Raw genomic sequence first — 15,347 nt, forward strand, 5'->3', positions numbered from 1 at the left:
CTGGGTTCCTTCGTTTCGGCACGGCCGATTTACTTGATCGGCACTCGCTTGTCGGGGACGATTTTCACGCGCTTGTCCGGGACCACCTTGCTGCGGCGGGGAATGACGCGGCGGGCAGGGCGGACCGGCACGTCCTCGTAGACGTATTCGACGGTCTCGGTGCAGTTCTGCTTGGGCTGGGCGAGCGGGACCATCATCATGGGCTGGGCCATGCAGCAACCCTGCGCCGGGTAGCCGTAGGCGGGGTAGTAGCCCTGCGGCGCGTAACCGGGGTAAGCGCCGCCACGCTCGTAGTGGGCATAATAGTCGTCGAGATAGGCTTCGCATTCGTCGCGGTTGCGGCCGCGATCCTCGGCCTTGTCGATGGCGGCTCCGGCGACGGCGCCTACGGCCGCGCCTGCTACGGTGCCGACGGTGCGATTGCCGCGCCCCGCGATGCGGTTGCCCGCAACGCTTCCGACCACGCCGCCGATGACCGCGCCACCGACGCCGGAATCGCGCGAGGACAGGCGCTGATGGCAATCCGCGAGCCAGGCTTCGCGCGGATCGTAGCCTTGTCGATCATATCCACGCCCGTCATAGCTCTGATCATAACCGTAGGGACGGGCTTCGGATTCGCCGTGCGGGCCATCATGGGCGAGCGCCGGAGATGCGGCGAGAGACAGCGTCGCAACGACGACGGCATGCAGGGGAAGACGCATCGAGGGCACCCTTTCGCGAGAAACGCGGGGCGATGAAAGTCAGCCCCGTCAGTTAACGCGAAATTTAGCATCGTGATCCGCGCAAAACCAAGCGTCTTGCGCGGATGTGCTGTCGGTGTCCCGTTTTGGTGCGGGCTCAGATGGCCAGCGAGGCGACCTGTGCGAGAAGCTGCATCCCGGCAGCGTCCTCGTCATCGAAGCGGCCCGGCGTGGGGCTGTCGAGGTCGATCACCGCAATGACCTTGCCGTCACGCAGTACCGGCACCACCAGTTCGGAACGGCTGTCGGCATCGCAGGCGATGTGGCCGGGAAACGCGTGGACGTCTGGCACGACCTGCGTGGTGCCCAGCGCTGCAGCCGTGCCGCACACGCCGCGGCCGAAGGGGATGCGGATGCAGGCGGGCTTGCCCATGAACGGGCCGAGCACCAGCTCGTCCTCCACCGTGCGATAGAAACCGGCCCAGTTGAGGTCGGGCACGAACTGCCAGATCACCGCAGCCAGATTGGCCATGTTGGCGATGGGATCGGGTTCTCCCTGCACCAGCGCATCGGCGGCGCGGGCGAGGGCGCTGTAGAGTTCGGGCTTGGGGAGATCGGCGTCTGCGGCAAAGTCGTACATGCCGCGCATTTAGCGCAAGTCTTTGTTGTCGGCCAGCCGGTGCGGCTCTATCTCTTGGCGCATGAATCCGATCGTCAAGAAGACCGCCATCGCCTCCGCCGTGATCGTCCTGGCTGCCGCCGGGTTCGTGTACTGGGGCCTGAACTCCAACACCTCGGAGCTGCCGAGCGATGCGACGGCAGGCAAGAACCCGCAGCTGGTCGAACCCAAGGCGCAGTGGATCCCCAGCATCAAGCTCGCCAAGCCGGTGGGCTGGGCTGCGGGCGAGGCGCCCAAGGCGGCTCAGGGACTGACGGTTGCCCGCTTCGCGGAAGGGCTCGATCATCCGCGCACCATGCTCACGCTGCCCAATGGTGACGTGCTGGTGTCGGAGACGAATGCTCCGGCCGGGAACAAGCCGGGTGGGATCACCGGCTTCGTCATGGGCCTGATGTTCAACCGCGTCGGCGCCGGGGAGGCTTCGCCCGATCGCATCGTGCTGCTGCGTGACGCCGACGGCGACGGCAAGGCCGAACTGAAGACGACGCTGCGCAGCGAGGACATGCACTCGCCCTCGGGCCTCGCTTACCGCGACGGCAAGCTCTACGTGGCGAACCACGACAAGGTGCTGGAATTCGCCTTCACGCCCGGCCAGACCAAGCTGGAAGGGCGGCCGCTGCGCACGATGATCGACCTGCCGCCCGCCGGCAACCACTGGATGCGCAACCTGCTTCTGAGCGAGGACGGCAAGCATCTCTACGTCGCGGTCGGCTCTGCCAGCAACGTTGCCGAGAACGGCATGGAGGAAGAGACCGGGCGTGCGATGATCTGGGAGGTCGACGTTCAAACCGCCCGCCGCCGCCAGTTTGCGGTCGGCATGCGCAATCCCAACGGTCTGGGCTGGAACCCCTCGACCGGCGAGATGTGGGCGACGGTGCAGGAGCGCGACATGCTTGGCCCGGATCTCGTGCCGGACTACCTCACCAATGTGCCGGTCGGCGCGCAGTACGGTTGGCCGTGGGTCTACTGGAAGGACACTTTCGACGAACGCGTCCAGTGGCCGATGCAGACTTACATGATCGAATATACCCGCAAGCCGGAATACGCGCTGGGCGCCCACGTCTCGGCGCTGGGGCTGACGTTCGCCAATGGCGGCAACCGCATGGGCAAGGGCTATGAGAACGGCGTCTTCATCGCCCGCCATGGGTCTTGGAATCGCCGTCCCTCGGCGGGCTACGACGTGGTGTTCATTCCTTTCGATGCCAACGGCAATCCGAAGGACGTGAAGCCGCAGCCGGTGCTCACCGGGTTCCTCAAGGACAACGGCGATACCCACGGCCGTCCCACCTGGGTCACGTGGGACAAGGGCGGCGCGCTGCTCGTCAGCGATGACACGGCGGGGATCGTCTGGCGCGTGGTGTCGCCGGGGGCGCAGCCCTCACCGGCGATCAAGCCCGTCGTTACCGAGCACATGAAGCCGCGTGAGGACATCAAGGACCCGACTTCTCCGGAAGAGGCGGCGAAGTTGATGGGTGGATTCCGGAAGGAAGACGATCGGCTGTTGCCGCAGTAAGTAGAAAGAGAAGTCCTGGGGCCATCGCCCCAGACCCCCACGTTGTCGCCGTGCGCTCAGCTAACGTGATGCGCGCACGACGACGACGGTAATGGGGTGCAGGGGTGTTGACCCCTGCGTTTATATCGTCTTCCCTGCTCTTCCAGCCAATTCATTGACGTACTGCCACGCCACGCGTCCAGACCGCGCGCCACGCCGCCGCGACCATTCCAGCGCGTCCGACGGCTCCCACTCCAGCCCGAATTCACCGGCATAGCCGCCGATGATGGCGAGGTAGGAATCTTGGTCGCAGTTGTGGAAGCCGATCGAGAGGCCGAAGCGATCGGCCAGGGCCAGCTTTTCGTCCACCGCGTCGCGGGCGTTGATGGGATCGTCCTGCTCCGACATCGAGCGGCCGACGATGGCGCGGCGGTTCGACGTGACGGCGAGGCGCACGTTCGCCGGGCGTGCCTCGACGCCGCCTTCCAGCCACGAGCGCAGGATGCGCGGCCCGGCCCCGTCGCCTTCCTCGAAACCGAGATCGTCGATGAAGACGAGGAAGCTGCGGTCGACCTTGCCGAGTGCGGCGAAGAGGTCGGTCACGCCGGAGAGCGCTTCCTGGGCCACCTGCACCAGCGCGATGCGTCCCGAATGCGCCGTGTCGGCGGAGCGTATGGCGGCGCGCAGCAGGGCCGACTTGCCCATCCCGCGCGAGCCCCAGAGCAGCATGTCATGCGCGGCGTGTCCGGCGGCAAGGCGCTCGACGTTGGTGACCACACGGTCCTTCTGCGTGTCGATGCCGCGCAGCAGGGTCAGGGCAGGGGCGTCGAGTTGCGCGACCGATCGCGCGGCGCTGCCCGTCCATACGTAGGCGGGATGCGCGAGCCAGTCGGTCGCGGTCGGGGCGGGTGGCACGAGGCGTTCCAGCGCTTCGGCGATGCGGGTGAGAACCTGGGTGTGCTCCGCGGGCTGGGTCGTCATCTTTTGCATGTCCTTGGCATTCGTCGCCGTGGGGCTATAGCGACGGGGTATGGAGCACGCCAGCCAGCCCGAGATGCTTGAAGCCGGTCCCGACGGGATCGAAGCCGCCGCGCGTCTGTTACGGGAAGGGCGCCTTGTCGCCGTTCCGACGGAGACGGTCTACGGCCTTTCGGCAAGAGCGGACCGGGACGAGTCCGTAGCAGCGATTTACCGGGCCAAGGGTCGGCCGAGTTTCAATCCGCTGATCGTCCACGTGGAACATCTCGCGTCGGCGCAGATGCTGGCGGAGTTCGACGAGCGCGCGCTGGCATTGGCTGAGGCGTTCTGGCCGGGCGCGCTGACCATGGTTCTGCCATTGCGAAAGGGCGCGCCGATTGCCGCTGCGGTCACCGCCGGGCTCCCTACGATCGCGCTGCGCTGTCCGGCGCACCCGGTGATGCGGGCGGTCATCGCGGCGACGGGCCTGCCGATCGCGGCGCCTTCGGCCAATCGCAGCGGCGGGGTCAGCCCGACCGAGGCAGGGCATGTCGTCGCCTCGCTCGGGGCGAATGTCGATGCGGTGGTCGATGGCGGCGCCTGTGAGGCAGGGCTGGAATCCACGATCGTCGCGTTGCGGGACGGGGGGCGCTGGCAGATCCTGCGTCCCGGCCCCATCGCCGAGGATCGCATTGCCGCTGTACTCGGCGGCGCGAGCGAGCCGGTGACTTCGCAGGCCATCGAGGCGCCGGGGCAACTTGCCAGCCATTACGCGCCGGGCAAGCCGGTGCGGCTCGATGCGATCGAGGCAGAGGCTGACGAATTTCACATCGGTTTCGGCGCAGTGGCGGGGGAGGTAACCCTGTCGGCGAGCGGAGATCTGATCGAGGCGGCCTCGCGGCTCTATGCGCTGCTTCATGCCGGAGCGGCCGCAGCGCAGCCGCGCATCGCCGTGGCGCCGATCCCGGAGGGCGATATAGGCGCTGCCATCAACGATCGCCTGCGCCGGGCGGCAGCCTGAGGCTTTTCGTCGGCTCCTCCAACTCCTCGTCATTGCGAGCGTAGCGAAGCAATCCAGAGCGGCTTGAGACTGCCCTGGATTGCTTCGCTACGCTCGCAATGACGAGGAGGCAGGGGCAGGCAGGCAGGCAAGGAAAAGGCCCGCACCGTCGCTGACGATGCGGGCCTCGTATGTTCCACGTGGAACGTTTCTCAGTAGTCGTGGTCGATATCGCCGATGCCGTTCATCCGGCTGCGCAGCGTCTCGGGCTTGCGTACGAGGGTGACGTTGCCCGCGCCGTTGATTTCCACGTCGACCACGCCGGTGGCGCCGATGGTGACGTCGCCCACGCCGTTGATGCGGATCGTAGCGTCGCGGCCCTGCACCTTGCCGAGGTCGATGTTGCCGGCACCGTCGGAGGTCACGAAGGTCCGGGCGACCTTGCCCGATGCGTCGAGGTCGATGGCGCCGCGAGCGTTGATGCGCAAGGATTCCTGGTCGAGACCGTGTAGATCCACGTCGCCCGGTGCATCGAGGTCCAGCCCGGCGATCTCGGGAGCGGTGATTCGCACCTTGAGGCCACGATGGATCCGGGCGCTGCCGTTAAGCGAGAGGCGGCCGTTTGCCCAGACCAGCCGGTCGACCACGCTGGCGGGGCCTTCGACGGTCATCTCGGCCTTGTCACCACGCGTGAACTCAAGGTCCACCGGCACTTCCATGGCGAGCTGGCTGCCCGACTGGATGGCGAACACGCGGGACTTGCGCGGACCCTGTTCGTGGTGATCGTCGCCGCCGTCGAAGTACCAACCCTTCGTCTCGAATTCCTGTTTCATTTTCTCGCCGCCGAAAGTCCAGGCGAGGGCGAAGGCGGCGATCGACAGGATCAGGCCGCTGGCGAATACGATGAGCAGTTTCCTGAGCATCACTTGGTCCTCCTTGTCGTCGTCAGTCTTCGGGATGGATGGCGGGTTCGAGCACACGGTAGTGCAGGCGGCCGAACCACATGAGGGCGTTGACCACGCCGATGCCCACGATGGTGAGCAGGGCGCCGATGCCGACCGCAGCACTCATGGTGCCGAGGCCCAGCAGGATCGCGTTCAGCGGGCCGCCGGGGAAGCCGGAGAAAGGCCCGGCAATCAGCATGAAGCCGCCGCCGACGAAGGCCGCCAGCACCGCCACGAACAGGCCGAAGACCACGCCCAGAACCGGCAGCACGATCGGCAGCAGGATCAGGATGTCGATCGTGGCGAGGCCCATGAAGGCAAGGATCGCGCCCCAGGCGGACGACGGCGTGCGATCGCTCTTCCAGTTGCGGAAGCCGGTTTCGAAGCGCAGTTCGCGGGCAAGGCGGCTCGGGTTGCCGAGGGCCGTCGCAACCTCCTCTTCGCTGCGGCCCTCGGCAAGGCCGGCTTCGAAGTGCTCTTCGTAGTCGGCGACGATGTCGTCGATGGCGTCCTGCGGCATGCCCTTGAGGCCCGCCTTCAGGCGCTTGATGAATTCGTTACGCATCATGGCTGGGCTCTCCTTCCTGAATCGGGCCTTCCTGAACGGCAGTCGGCTCTGCGGCATCGTCGAGCAGCGTGTCCACGGCCTTGGTGAAGCCGCGCCATTCGGCGACCTGCTCGGCAAGACGCGAGCGGCCGGTGTCGGTGAGGCTATAGTACTTGCGGGGCGGGCCGGAGGGCGATTCCTCAAGGTAGGTCTTCACCAGACCTTCGGACTGCATGCGGCGCATCAGCGGGTAGATCGTGCCTTCGCCCATGTCGACCGCGTCGGCCATGCGGCTCGCGATCTCGTAGGCATAGCTGTCCCCCCGCGAGAGCAGCGCCAGGACACAGAGCCCCAGCACCCCTTTCTTCAATTGGATTTCGATTTCGGACATCGAATCATCTCCTGCGGATGTCCATCGTATATAACCAGCTACTGTGTGTTGCAAGATACCTTGTTTAGAAAAGTACAGGTCGAGGCAAGATACCTTGCTATCGATAGGTATCGATCAATGGACTTCGGCTGATTTCCGGGGTTCTCGGCGGGGCGGAGGGCAGCTAGGTTGCCGCGCGATGACCACGCCTTACCATCCTCCGGTCAAACGTTCGGTGGAGATCGCCGGGCACAAGACCTCGATCAGCCTCGAGCCGGTGTTCTGGGACCTGCTCAAGCGCGCCGCCGCGCATGAGGGGTTGCCGGTGAACGCGCTCGTCGCGCGGATCGATGCGGAGCGACTGGAGGCTGAAACGCCGCCGGGGCTGGCCGGGGCGGTCAGGGTGTGGCTGGCGACTTCGGCTCTGGGCTAGAGTGTTTCCCATTCGTCATTGCGAGCATAGCGAAGCAATCCAGGGCAGTCTTGGGTCGCCCTAGATTGCTTCGCTATGCTCGCAATGACGAATGGCGCCTTCAGGCGGCGCGGCTAAGCCTCGGTTCGGCGGGCTTGCGCATCAGCATGTCGAGGCTGACCGGCCCCCATCCCAGTCCGTGCGCGGCCACGCAGTTGTGACCGGGGCGGCTCCACGCGTACCGGGTATGGCCGTGGAGTACGAGCGCATCGCCTTCCAGCGCCTTCGCAGGGTCGTTGATGAGGGTCAGAGTTCCGTGGGCCGTATCGAGGCGCTGCATGTCGCAGACGCTGGCGTAGCGGCCCGTTGCGAGACAATTCCACGCTTGCGGGTCATTCGGTCCACGCACAAGGTGCTTGTTGCCGGGAAGGCTGCCGAGATGGACGGGGTTTCCGACATTGCCGAGAATCCAGACGGTGTCGTCGTCGGCCACGCGGGCACGCCAGACCTCGCAGATGCGGCGGGTCATCTCGGCGCTATCGGGAAAGCCGTAGGGAATCGCGTGAAGGGCGCTCTCGCCGTTGAAGTTCAGGTCCGCGACAAAGTGGATCGCCATCATCTTCTTCCCGTCCCGGAGGCGGCCATCCCGGCGCTCCGACAAGGGTTTCAACGGGTTAGGTAAACAATTCGTTCCAGCCAGGATGCGGGGAATCAGCCAGGCCGCGGGAATTTGCGACGGATGGCAAAAGGGCGGGAAAGCCTTTGCTTCTCCCGCCCTTTCTAGCGACCGCGACTGGTGATCAGTATGTCGATGGAGGATCGCTCGCCGGGAAGCTCTCGTCGATCGCTTCGTCGGTCTTGTCCCAGCTCTTGGGCGGCGAACTCATATGCTCCGGACCGGAATCGCGCACGCCGCCTGCGAACTCGGCTTCCTGCTTCTTCTCGGTCGCGTATTTGTAGAGGGCGTAGCCGACCGCTCCGGCGGCCGCCAACTTGATGAGGCCCATGTTCGTCTCTCCTCTCGGCAGTTCGAGAGGCAAACGCGCCATGGGCCTTCGGAGTTTCCTCAGTCGCCGCCGACGCGTTCGATCTGCGCGCCGACCAGTGCCAGCTTCTCCTCAAGGCGCTCGTAGCCGCGGTCGAGGTGGTAGAGGCGGTGCACCTGCGTCTGGCCCTTTGCGGCGAGACCGGCGATCACGAGGCTCATCGAGGCGCGGAGGTCGGTCGCCATGACGTCGGCGCCGGTGAGGCCCTGTACGCCGTGGACGATCGCGGTGCGACCCTTGGTCTCGATCCGCGCGCCCATGCGGTTGAGTTCGGGAACGTGCATGTAGCGGTTCTCGAAGATGGTCTCGGTGAGCACGCTGGAGCCTTCGGCCATGCACAGCAGGGCCATCAGCTGCGCTTGCATGTCGGTGGCGAAACCGGGGTAGGGGGCGGTGGAGATCGTGACGGGCCGCAGCTTGCCGTCCGAGGCGACATGGAGGCCGTCGGCCTTGGGCTCGACGTGGACGCCTGCATCGCGCAGCGCCTGCACGGTGGCTTCCATGTCCTCGATCTTCGCGCCCTTGAGCAGCACTTCACCGCCGGTGATGGCGGCGGCGCAGGCGTAGGAACCCGCCTCGATGCGGTCGGGCATGACCATGTAGGTCGCTCCGTGCAGGCGGTCGACGCCGTGGATGGTGAGGTCGCTTGTGCCGATACCCTCGATCTGCGCGCCCATCGCGACGAGCAGGTTGCACAGATCGACGATCTCCGGCTCGCGCGCGGCATTGTGCAGGGTGGACTTGCCCTTGCACAGCACGGCGGTCATCAGCGCGTTCTCGGTGGCGCCCACGGAGACGACCGGGAACGAGTAGCGCCCGCCCGGCAGGCCGCCGTCAGGGGCGATGGCGCGCACGTAACCGGCGGCCAGCTCGATCGTCGCGCCCAGTGCTTCCATGACCTTGAGGTGCAGGTCGATCGGGCGGTTGCCGATGGCGCAGCCGCCGGGCAGTGACACGGTCGCCTCGCCCATGCGCGCCAGCATCGGTCCAAGGACGAGGATCGAGGCGCGCATCTTGCGTACGAGGTCGTAAGGCGCGACCGAACTGGTGATACGCGTGCCCTGCAGCGTCATCACGCGGCCGAAGTCTTCCGGACGGCTGCCCGCGATCGCGGTGGAGACGCCGAACTGGTTCATCAGGTGCTGGAAACCGTCGATGTCCGCCAGACGCGGCAGATTGCGCAGCGTCAGCGGTTCTTCGGTCAGCAGCGCGCAGGGCAGCAGCGTGAGCGCGGCGTTCTTGGCGCCGGAAACGGGAATGGTGCCGGAAAGGCGCTTGCCGCCCTCGATGATGATCTTGTCCATCACCGTCCTTTAGCGCCAAACGCGCGTGCTTCAACGGGATCGGATGCAATTTCGCGGCGGATTAAGGGTTCGGTAAGATTAACATGGGGTTGTTGCGCTAAGACTATTTCCGGGCTTTAAACGCAACCGCAACATGAGCGAGGCATTATCCAGACCCATGAGTGACTCGAACTTTCGCAAGCCGGTCCGAAAAGCCGTCTTTCCCGTCGCCGGTCTCGGCACCCGTTTCCTGCCCGCCACCAAGGCGATTCCGAAGGAACTTCTTCCGGTCGTCGATCGGCCTCTGATCCAATACGCCGTCGACGAGGCGCGCGAAGCCGGAATCGAGGAATTCGTCTTTGTGACGGGCCGCGGCAAGACCGCGATCGTCGAGCATTTCGATACCGCTTACGAACTCGAAGCGACGATGACCGGGCGCGGCAAGTCGCTCGACCCGCTTGAGCCGACCCGCATCCAGCCCGGCAACCTCGTCACCGTGCGTCAGCAGGTGCCGCTGGGCCTCGGCCACGCGGTATGGTGCGCCCGCGCCGTCGTGGGGGATGAGCCTTTCGCGATCTTCCTGCCCGACGAACTGATGTACGGCACGCCCGGCTGCATGGCGCAGATGATCGAGGCCTACAACGAAGTGGGCGGCAACCTCGTCTCGGTGCTCGAAGTGCCGCATGAGGAAGTGTCGAGCTACGGCGTGATCGCGCCCGGCGAAAGCCGGGGCAATCTCACCGAGGTCAAGGGTCTGGTCGAGAAGCCCAAGGTGGACGAGGCGCCTTCGAACAAGATCGTCTCGGGCCGCTATATCCTCCAGCCTGAAGTGATGGGTCTGCTTGAAACGCAGGGGAAGGGCGCAGGTGGCGAGATTCAGCTGACCGATTCGATGGCCAAGCTGATCGGCCAGCAGCCGTTTCATGCGGTAACCTTCAACGGGCGCCGTTTCGACTGCGGCTCGAAGGTCGGCTTCGTGGAAGCGACGCTGGCTATCGCGCTCGACCGTCCCGATATGCGCGACGATGTACGCGCGATCGCGCAGAAGCTGCTGGGCTGATCCGCCACTTCGGACGGTAAAAAAACGCGCTGCCGGAAGGTGGCGCGTTTTTTGCGGACGCCACCATCAGAACAGTCGTCATTGCGAGCATAGCGAAGCAATCTAGGGCAGTTTACTCGGCCCTAGATTGCTTCGCTATGCTCGCAATGACGATGTGGGTGTTTACTGCCGAACCGGGTCCGTCAGCCGCGCCATGATCGAGGCGACGTAGGCCCGGGTCTCGCGGATATTGGGAATGCCCCCGGCCTTGAGCACGCGGGCGGGACCGGCGTTGTAGGCCGCCAGCGCCTTTTCCAGATCGCCGCCGAAGGCATCGAGCTGCATGCGCAAGTAGCGCGCGCCGCCCTCTAGGTTGGCCATGGGATCGGCGGGATCGACGCCCATCTGCGCGGCGGTGCCGGGCATCAGCTGGGCCAGCCCACGCGCGCCGACCGGCGAGAGCGCCAGTTCGTTCCAGCGGCTTTCCTGCCAGACCACCGCTTCCAGCAGCGTCGGGCTGATGTCGTACTTGGCGGCAAGCTGGGCGACGCGCTCACGCCAGCGGGTCGGGCCTGCCGCGTCGAGTGCTTCTGTAATCGACTGAGGGTGCAGCCCGGAATCGATCTCCATCGGGGTCGATTCGACCTGCTCGGTCGCCTTTGCAACAGTGCTGCCGATGAAGCCGACGCCCGACGACTGATCTACTTGCGCGAGGTCGGATGCGGCGGGGAGGGTTGCAGGGCCACCGGCGACCCATTCGGCGCCTGAGGTGCCGATCTGCAGAACATCTGCTTGGGCCACCGCGGGCAATGCCGCGCAGGAAACGATGACGAGCACAGCCAGTGCTTCGATCCGCCTCATCGATTCGTTTCCCTCACCATGGTCGCCGTTCTACCGCATCCGCGAGATCGAGTCACACGCGGATGCGGCAGAGTCGGGTTACCGGATGCCCAGCGCGGTGCGGATCGAGCGCCACGACAACAGCTTGAAGTTCTGCGCCTTGGGGGCGTTGTCGCCGTCCTGCGCCATGAACAGTCCTTCGGGATACTGCGGTCCGAAGTCGCCGAGCACGACTTCGATGCCGTCGGTGTCGCTGGTCCCGCCGATGGCGCCCCCGTTGATACGGAAGCGGCCTGCGGGCTTGCCGGTGGCGAGATCAAACAGCGCATAGGCGTTGTCGCCCTGGCTGGAGGCGACGAGCCAGGCGCGGCCTTCGGCGTTGCGGGCGATGGCAAGGCCCTCGATGTCGTCGACCAGACCGTCCGCTTCGCCGACGCGGGCGTAGGAGGATGCGGTCAGCGTCGCCGGTGAGAGCGGCACCTTCCAGATCGCCACGTCCTCCTCGGCGACGTAGAGCGTCTTCGTCACGTCATCGACGACGCAGCCCTCGGACTGGGTCGCGAACTTGACGTCGCGCAAGTGCTCGGCCGAAACCTTGCCGGCGTTCTCGACGATGCGGCTCTCGGCGACCGTACCGTCCTTGAGCACGACGTAGGCGCGGGCGAGTTCGCCCGCCGCGAGCGGAGCACCCATGCAGAAGCCGTAGGCCTCCGCCGGGGCATGGTCTGCGGGGAGGAACGTCCCGGAGCCGAGCACCGAGAGCTTGCCGGTCGCACCGTCGAGGCCGAACAGCGCGATGCGCGGCTCGGCGCGGTCGGTACGGTCGCTGGCGCCGACGAGGATGCGGGTGGAGCCGTCGGCCATGCGCACTTCGCGCAGGTCCGCGTTGTTGAGCGCACCGGCGGGCGAGAAGTCCTTCACCGTACCGTCGAGGGCGTAGACGTAGAGCCCGGCCTTCTTGTCGGTGCCCAGGACCAGGCTGGCGGCGGGATTCGCCGCATTGCGCCAGATCGCCGGATCGTCCGCCGCATCGGCATTGCCGGTGCCGACCGGCGTGGTCTCGCCCTCGGCGGGAATGTCGATGGCGGGATAGCGGGGACGGGGAGCTTCGGGTGCTCCGGTGGTGCCAATGGTTGAGGTCGTCGCGCAGGCGGAAAGCAGGAGGGCCGGGAGCAAAGCTCCCGACCCCAGCTTCACGACATCGGCGATGCGCGTGAGGTTGCGCTTCATCAGAACGACATCCTTGCGCCGAACTTCACCGTCGAGCCGTATTCCTCGTACTGCAGCACGCGCTTGGCGCCGCCGAGGTTCTGGTAGGCGAAGTACTTGGCGTTGTTGACGTTCACCCAGTCGGCGAACAGCTTGATGTTGTCGGTCAGCTTGTACTTGGCCGAGAGGTCCAGCTGGAAGTGCTGGTTGACGGTGCGGTCGGTCTCGGCATCGTCGCCCACTTCGTCGAGGTACTTGTCGCGGAAGGTGCCGGCAGCGCGCAGGCTGATCGGACCCTTTTCGTAGCCCAGCACGACGTTGAAGGTGTTCTTCGAGGCGTTGGGCAGGTTGATCCGGCGCGCCACGTCGTCACCGTCCAGCACCGTGCCGCGGGCGTACGTGTAGGTGTAGTTGATCTGCGTCAGCAGGCCGTCGAACGGCGAGGGCAGCATCGAGAACGACTGGCTGAAGCTGGCCTCGAGGCCCACGATCTCGGCGGTGTCACCGTTCACCGGCATCGTCAGCTCGCTATATTCGACGCCCTGATAGGTGCCGGCCTCACGGGTGCGCTGGGTGTAAGTGTAGTCCTTGATCGACTTGTAGAACCCGCCAACCGAGAATGCGCCATTGTTCGAGAAGTAGTATTCGAACCCGGCGTCGAGGTTCCAGGCCTGATAGGGCTTCAGCTCGGGGTTGCCGACTTCCAGTTCGAGGTCATCGTTGATGGTGTTGCGCGGAGCCATCTGCGAGAGCTTGGGACGCACGACGGTCTTGTAACCCGCCAGACGCGCCACGATGTTCTGCTGCGGGCTGTAGCGCACCGTCAGGCTGGGCAGCCAGTTGGTGTAGCTGCGGGTGAAGCTGACCGGGGTGACCACGACGTCGTCGCTGTCGGTCACGTACTGGCCGTTCAGCTCGTTGTACGTACGCTCCATGCGCACGCCGCCGATCACGCGCAGCGTCGAGCTGTCCCAGCGCGCCATCGCATAACCGGCCGCGATGTCCTCACGCACCGAGTAGTCGCTGGTCGCCGAGTTGAAGTCCGTCTCGTAATCGTTGACCACGAAGGAACCGGGGTTCGCGAGCAGGTAGTCGGCCGGGCCGCCCTTGCTGGCGACGGGGCCCATGTTGACCAGGCGGTAGGTCTGCGAACCCAGCACGTCGGCCAGCGTATAGTCCGGCGCATCGTCGGCCAGTTCGTAGTAGGTCATGTTGAAGTCGTAAGACTTCTTGCGCCAGCGGGCCTTGCCGCCGACCTGCACGGTGAAGTCGCCGTTCGAACCTGCGAAGGTGCGGGCGAGGTCTGCCTTGATCGCCCATTCCTGGTCACGGCTGTCGGACAGCGTGGTCAGCTCGGTACGGTTGAATTCATACTCGCTGGGATCGTTGAAGCTGTCCGCGCCCTGCGTCACCGAGTAGGTCGGATAGTACTTGTTGGCGTAATCCATGTCGACCACGGTACCTTCCGTGAAGCGCGCACGGAAACGGGTCGGGTCGATCGAGAAGTTCTCGCGCTCGGTGGACTTGGCGTAGCTGCCCATCCACTTGAACTTCCACACGCCGGTGTCGGTGTCGCTGCCGATCGAGACCGAGCGGATGCGCTGGCGCTCGAAGCGGTCCTTCAGGTCGCGGTTGACGGTGATGCGCTCGTCGTCGCCGTCGAAAGTCGCGCCGCTGTCGGTGCTGGAGGTCGGGCCGTCCTCGAAATCGCTGAAGTCGAGCGTGGTGCGGCGGCGGTATTCGTGGTCGTCGAACTGCGCCCAGTTGCCGCGGATATAGGCCTTGGTCGTGTCCGACACGCGCCAGTCGGCGGACAGCGCCGCGTTGATGCGGGTACGCTCCACGTCATAGTCGCGATATTCGACCGATTCGGCCCAGGCGTTGCCGGCGTCGTCGAGGCTCCAGCCGCCAGTCTCGACGTTGTCGGTCTCGAACTTGCGCTTGTAGTAGCTGACCGATCCGGCGATGCCGAAGTCGTCACCCAGCTTCTGGGTAAAGTCGAACGAGCCCTTGGGCATGACCTTGCCCGAATAGTCGTTCCAGCTGCCCTCGGCGCTGACCGAGTAGCGGTTCTTCTTGGAATCGAAGGCGCTGGTGGTGTTGATCTCGATCGAGGCGCCGATGAAGTCGCCATCCATGTCGGGGGTGAAGCTCTTCTTCACTTCGATCGATTCGATGGTGTCGGATGAGATGACGTCCAGCGCGACCGAACGCACATCCGATTCCGGGGCGGGCAGGCGCACGCCGTTGACCGAGGTGCCGTTGAGTTCGGGGTCGAGACCGCGGACCGAGACGTAGCGGCCTTCGCCCTGATCGTTGAGGATGTTGACGCCCGGCAGGCGGCGCAGCGATTCCGCCACGTTCTGGTCGGGGAACTGGCCGACCGCGTCGCGGGTCAGGACCGATTCCACGCCGTCCGCGGCCTTCTGGCGGGACAGGGCGCTGGTCATGTTCGCGGTCATGCCGGTGACGAGAATGTCGCCGCCGCCGATCGCCGCGAGGTCGAAGTTGCCCTCGATACGGCCGGTCGCAGCGACGTTGACGGTCTGGGTCGTCACTTCCGCACCGACGTAGCGCGCTTCGAGCGTGTAGGTGCCGGCGGGCACGTCACCGAAGACGTAGGAACCGGCGCGGTCGGTCTCGACCTGGCGGTTGAGTTCCACGATGCGCACGGTGGCCGACTGTAGCGCGCGGGTGCCGGTAGCGTCGTTGACGTGACCGGCAACTTCACCGGCGTGAGCGATAGTGGCGAAGGAGGCCGAGGCAAGCAGCCCGGCGACGAGCTGGAGCGAGCGATTCATAGCTGGAATGGTTCCCTGAAGCGACGTTGTGTGTCCTTGAGGGCGGCC

Annotated in this window: 16 protein-coding genes; 4 read left to right on the plus strand and 12 right to left on the minus strand. The window is 65.5% G+C overall.

The window, feature by feature from the left end; genetic code table 11:
- Window positions 1–29: 29 nt before the first annotated feature.
- Both QRN25_RS11565 and msrC read right to left on the minus strand, forming a co-directional pair.
- Complete coding sequence (locus QRN25_RS11565) at window positions 30–701, minus strand: glycine zipper 2TM domain-containing protein (RefSeq protein WP_271182589.1); 672 nt, start codon at window positions 699–701, stop codon at window positions 30–32.
- Window positions 702–837: 136 nt separating this feature from the next.
- Window positions 838–1,320 (minus strand): free L-methionine (R)-S-oxide reductase MsrC, encoded by a 483-nt coding sequence (gene msrC / locus QRN25_RS11570; RefSeq protein ID WP_037521322.1) that lies wholly within the window; start codon window positions 1,318–1,320, stop codon window positions 838–840.
- A gap of 61 nt (window positions 1,321–1,381) precedes the next feature.
- Here msrC and QRN25_RS11575 point away from each other — a divergent pair, with 61 nt between their 5' ends.
- A complete protein-coding gene (locus QRN25_RS11575) occupies window positions 1,382–2,872 on the plus strand; it encodes a PQQ-dependent sugar dehydrogenase (RefSeq protein WP_271182588.1) in 1,491 nt (496 codons plus the stop codon).
- A gap of 120 nt (window positions 2,873–2,992) precedes the next feature.
- Here the strand turns inward: QRN25_RS11575 and QRN25_RS11580 are convergent, their stop codons facing one another.
- Window positions 2,993–3,832 (minus strand): DUF815 domain-containing protein, encoded by an 840-nt coding sequence (locus tag QRN25_RS11580; RefSeq protein ID WP_271182587.1) that lies wholly within the window; start codon window positions 3,830–3,832, stop codon window positions 2,993–2,995.
- A gap of 49 nt (window positions 3,833–3,881) precedes the next feature.
- On the opposite strand from QRN25_RS11580, the gene QRN25_RS11585 reads away from it, so the two are divergent.
- Window positions 3,882–4,829, plus strand: a complete 948-nt coding sequence (locus QRN25_RS11585; RefSeq protein WP_271182586.1) for an L-threonylcarbamoyladenylate synthase — start codon at window positions 3,882–3,884, stop codon at window positions 4,827–4,829.
- 191 nt (window positions 4,830–5,020) lie between these two features.
- Here the strand turns inward: QRN25_RS11585 and QRN25_RS11590 are convergent, their stop codons facing one another.
- Genes QRN25_RS11590 through QRN25_RS11600 form a run of 3 tightly spaced genes read right to left on the minus strand, consistent with a single transcriptional unit; the run spans window position 5,021 to window position 6,690 of the window.
- Entirely contained in the window at window positions 5,021–5,731 is a 711-nt protein-coding gene (locus QRN25_RS11590) for a GIN domain-containing protein (protein ID WP_271182585.1), read from the minus strand.
- A 22-nt stretch (window positions 5,732–5,753) separates the two neighbouring features.
- On the minus strand, window positions 5,754–6,320 hold the full coding sequence (locus QRN25_RS11595; protein ID WP_285019650.1) for a DUF1700 domain-containing protein: 567 nt from the start codon (window positions 6,318–6,320) through the stop codon (window positions 5,754–5,756).
- On the minus strand, window positions 6,310–6,690 hold the full coding sequence (locus tag QRN25_RS11600; protein WP_271182584.1) for a PadR family transcriptional regulator: 381 nt from the start codon (window positions 6,688–6,690) through the stop codon (window positions 6,310–6,312). Before QRN25_RS11600 ends, QRN25_RS11595 begins: the two co-directional genes overlap by 11 nt.
- Before the next feature lie 178 nt (window positions 6,691–6,868).
- Between QRN25_RS11600 and QRN25_RS11605 the strand changes: the two genes are divergently transcribed.
- Window positions 6,869–7,102 (plus strand): ribbon-helix-helix domain-containing protein, encoded by a 234-nt coding sequence (locus QRN25_RS11605; RefSeq protein ID WP_271182583.1) that lies wholly within the window; start codon window positions 6,869–6,871, stop codon window positions 7,100–7,102.
- A 100-nt stretch (window positions 7,103–7,202) separates the two neighbouring features.
- Here QRN25_RS11605 and QRN25_RS11610 read toward each other — a convergent pair whose 3' ends face one another.
- The 3 genes from QRN25_RS11610 to murA form a co-directional block, all read right to left on the minus strand.
- Window positions 7,203–7,697 (minus strand): metallophosphoesterase family protein, encoded by a 495-nt coding sequence (locus QRN25_RS11610; RefSeq protein WP_271182582.1) that lies wholly within the window; start codon window positions 7,695–7,697, stop codon window positions 7,203–7,205.
- A gap of 184 nt (window positions 7,698–7,881) precedes the next feature.
- Window positions 7,882–8,130 carry a hypothetical protein gene (locus QRN25_RS11615; protein WP_271182581.1) on the minus strand — a complete coding sequence of 83 codons (249 nt, stop codon included), beginning with the start codon at window positions 8,128–8,130 and terminating at the stop codon, window positions 7,882–7,884.
- A gap of 17 nt (window positions 8,131–8,147) precedes the next feature.
- Complete coding sequence (gene murA / locus QRN25_RS11620; RefSeq protein WP_008832548.1) at window positions 8,148–9,431, minus strand: UDP-N-acetylglucosamine 1-carboxyvinyltransferase; 1,284 nt, start codon at window positions 9,429–9,431, stop codon at window positions 8,148–8,150.
- Window positions 9,432–9,588: 157 nt separating this feature from the next.
- On the opposite strand from murA, the gene QRN25_RS11625 reads away from it, so the two are divergent.
- Window positions 9,589–10,470: a UTP--glucose-1-phosphate uridylyltransferase gene (locus QRN25_RS11625; RefSeq protein WP_271182580.1), complete on the plus strand. Its 882-nt coding sequence runs from the start codon at window positions 9,589–9,591 to the stop codon at window positions 10,468–10,470.
- Between the two features lie 162 nt (window positions 10,471–10,632).
- Here QRN25_RS11625 and QRN25_RS11630 read toward each other — a convergent pair whose 3' ends face one another.
- The 3 genes from QRN25_RS11630 to QRN25_RS11640 form a co-directional block, all read right to left on the minus strand.
- On the minus strand, window positions 10,633–11,310 hold the full coding sequence (locus tag QRN25_RS11630; protein ID WP_271182579.1) for a lytic transglycosylase domain-containing protein: 678 nt from the start codon (window positions 11,308–11,310) through the stop codon (window positions 10,633–10,635).
- A 78-nt stretch (window positions 11,311–11,388) separates the two neighbouring features.
- Window positions 11,389–12,519 (minus strand): phytase, encoded by a 1,131-nt coding sequence (locus QRN25_RS11635; protein WP_271182578.1) that lies wholly within the window; start codon window positions 12,517–12,519, stop codon window positions 11,389–11,391.
- Window positions 12,519–15,299, minus strand: coding sequence for a TonB-dependent receptor (locus QRN25_RS11640; protein WP_271182577.1), 2,781 nt, complete (start codon window positions 15,297–15,299; stop codon window positions 12,519–12,521). The genes QRN25_RS11635 and QRN25_RS11640 overlap by 1 nt, the downstream gene beginning before the upstream one ends.
- Window positions 15,300–15,347: the final 48 nt, after the last annotated feature.

It is taken from the genome of Novosphingobium sp. fls2-241-R2A-195, from assembly GCF_030209485.1.
GTDB lineage: Bacteria > Pseudomonadota > Alphaproteobacteria > Sphingomonadales > Sphingomonadaceae > Novosphingobium > Novosphingobium resinovorum.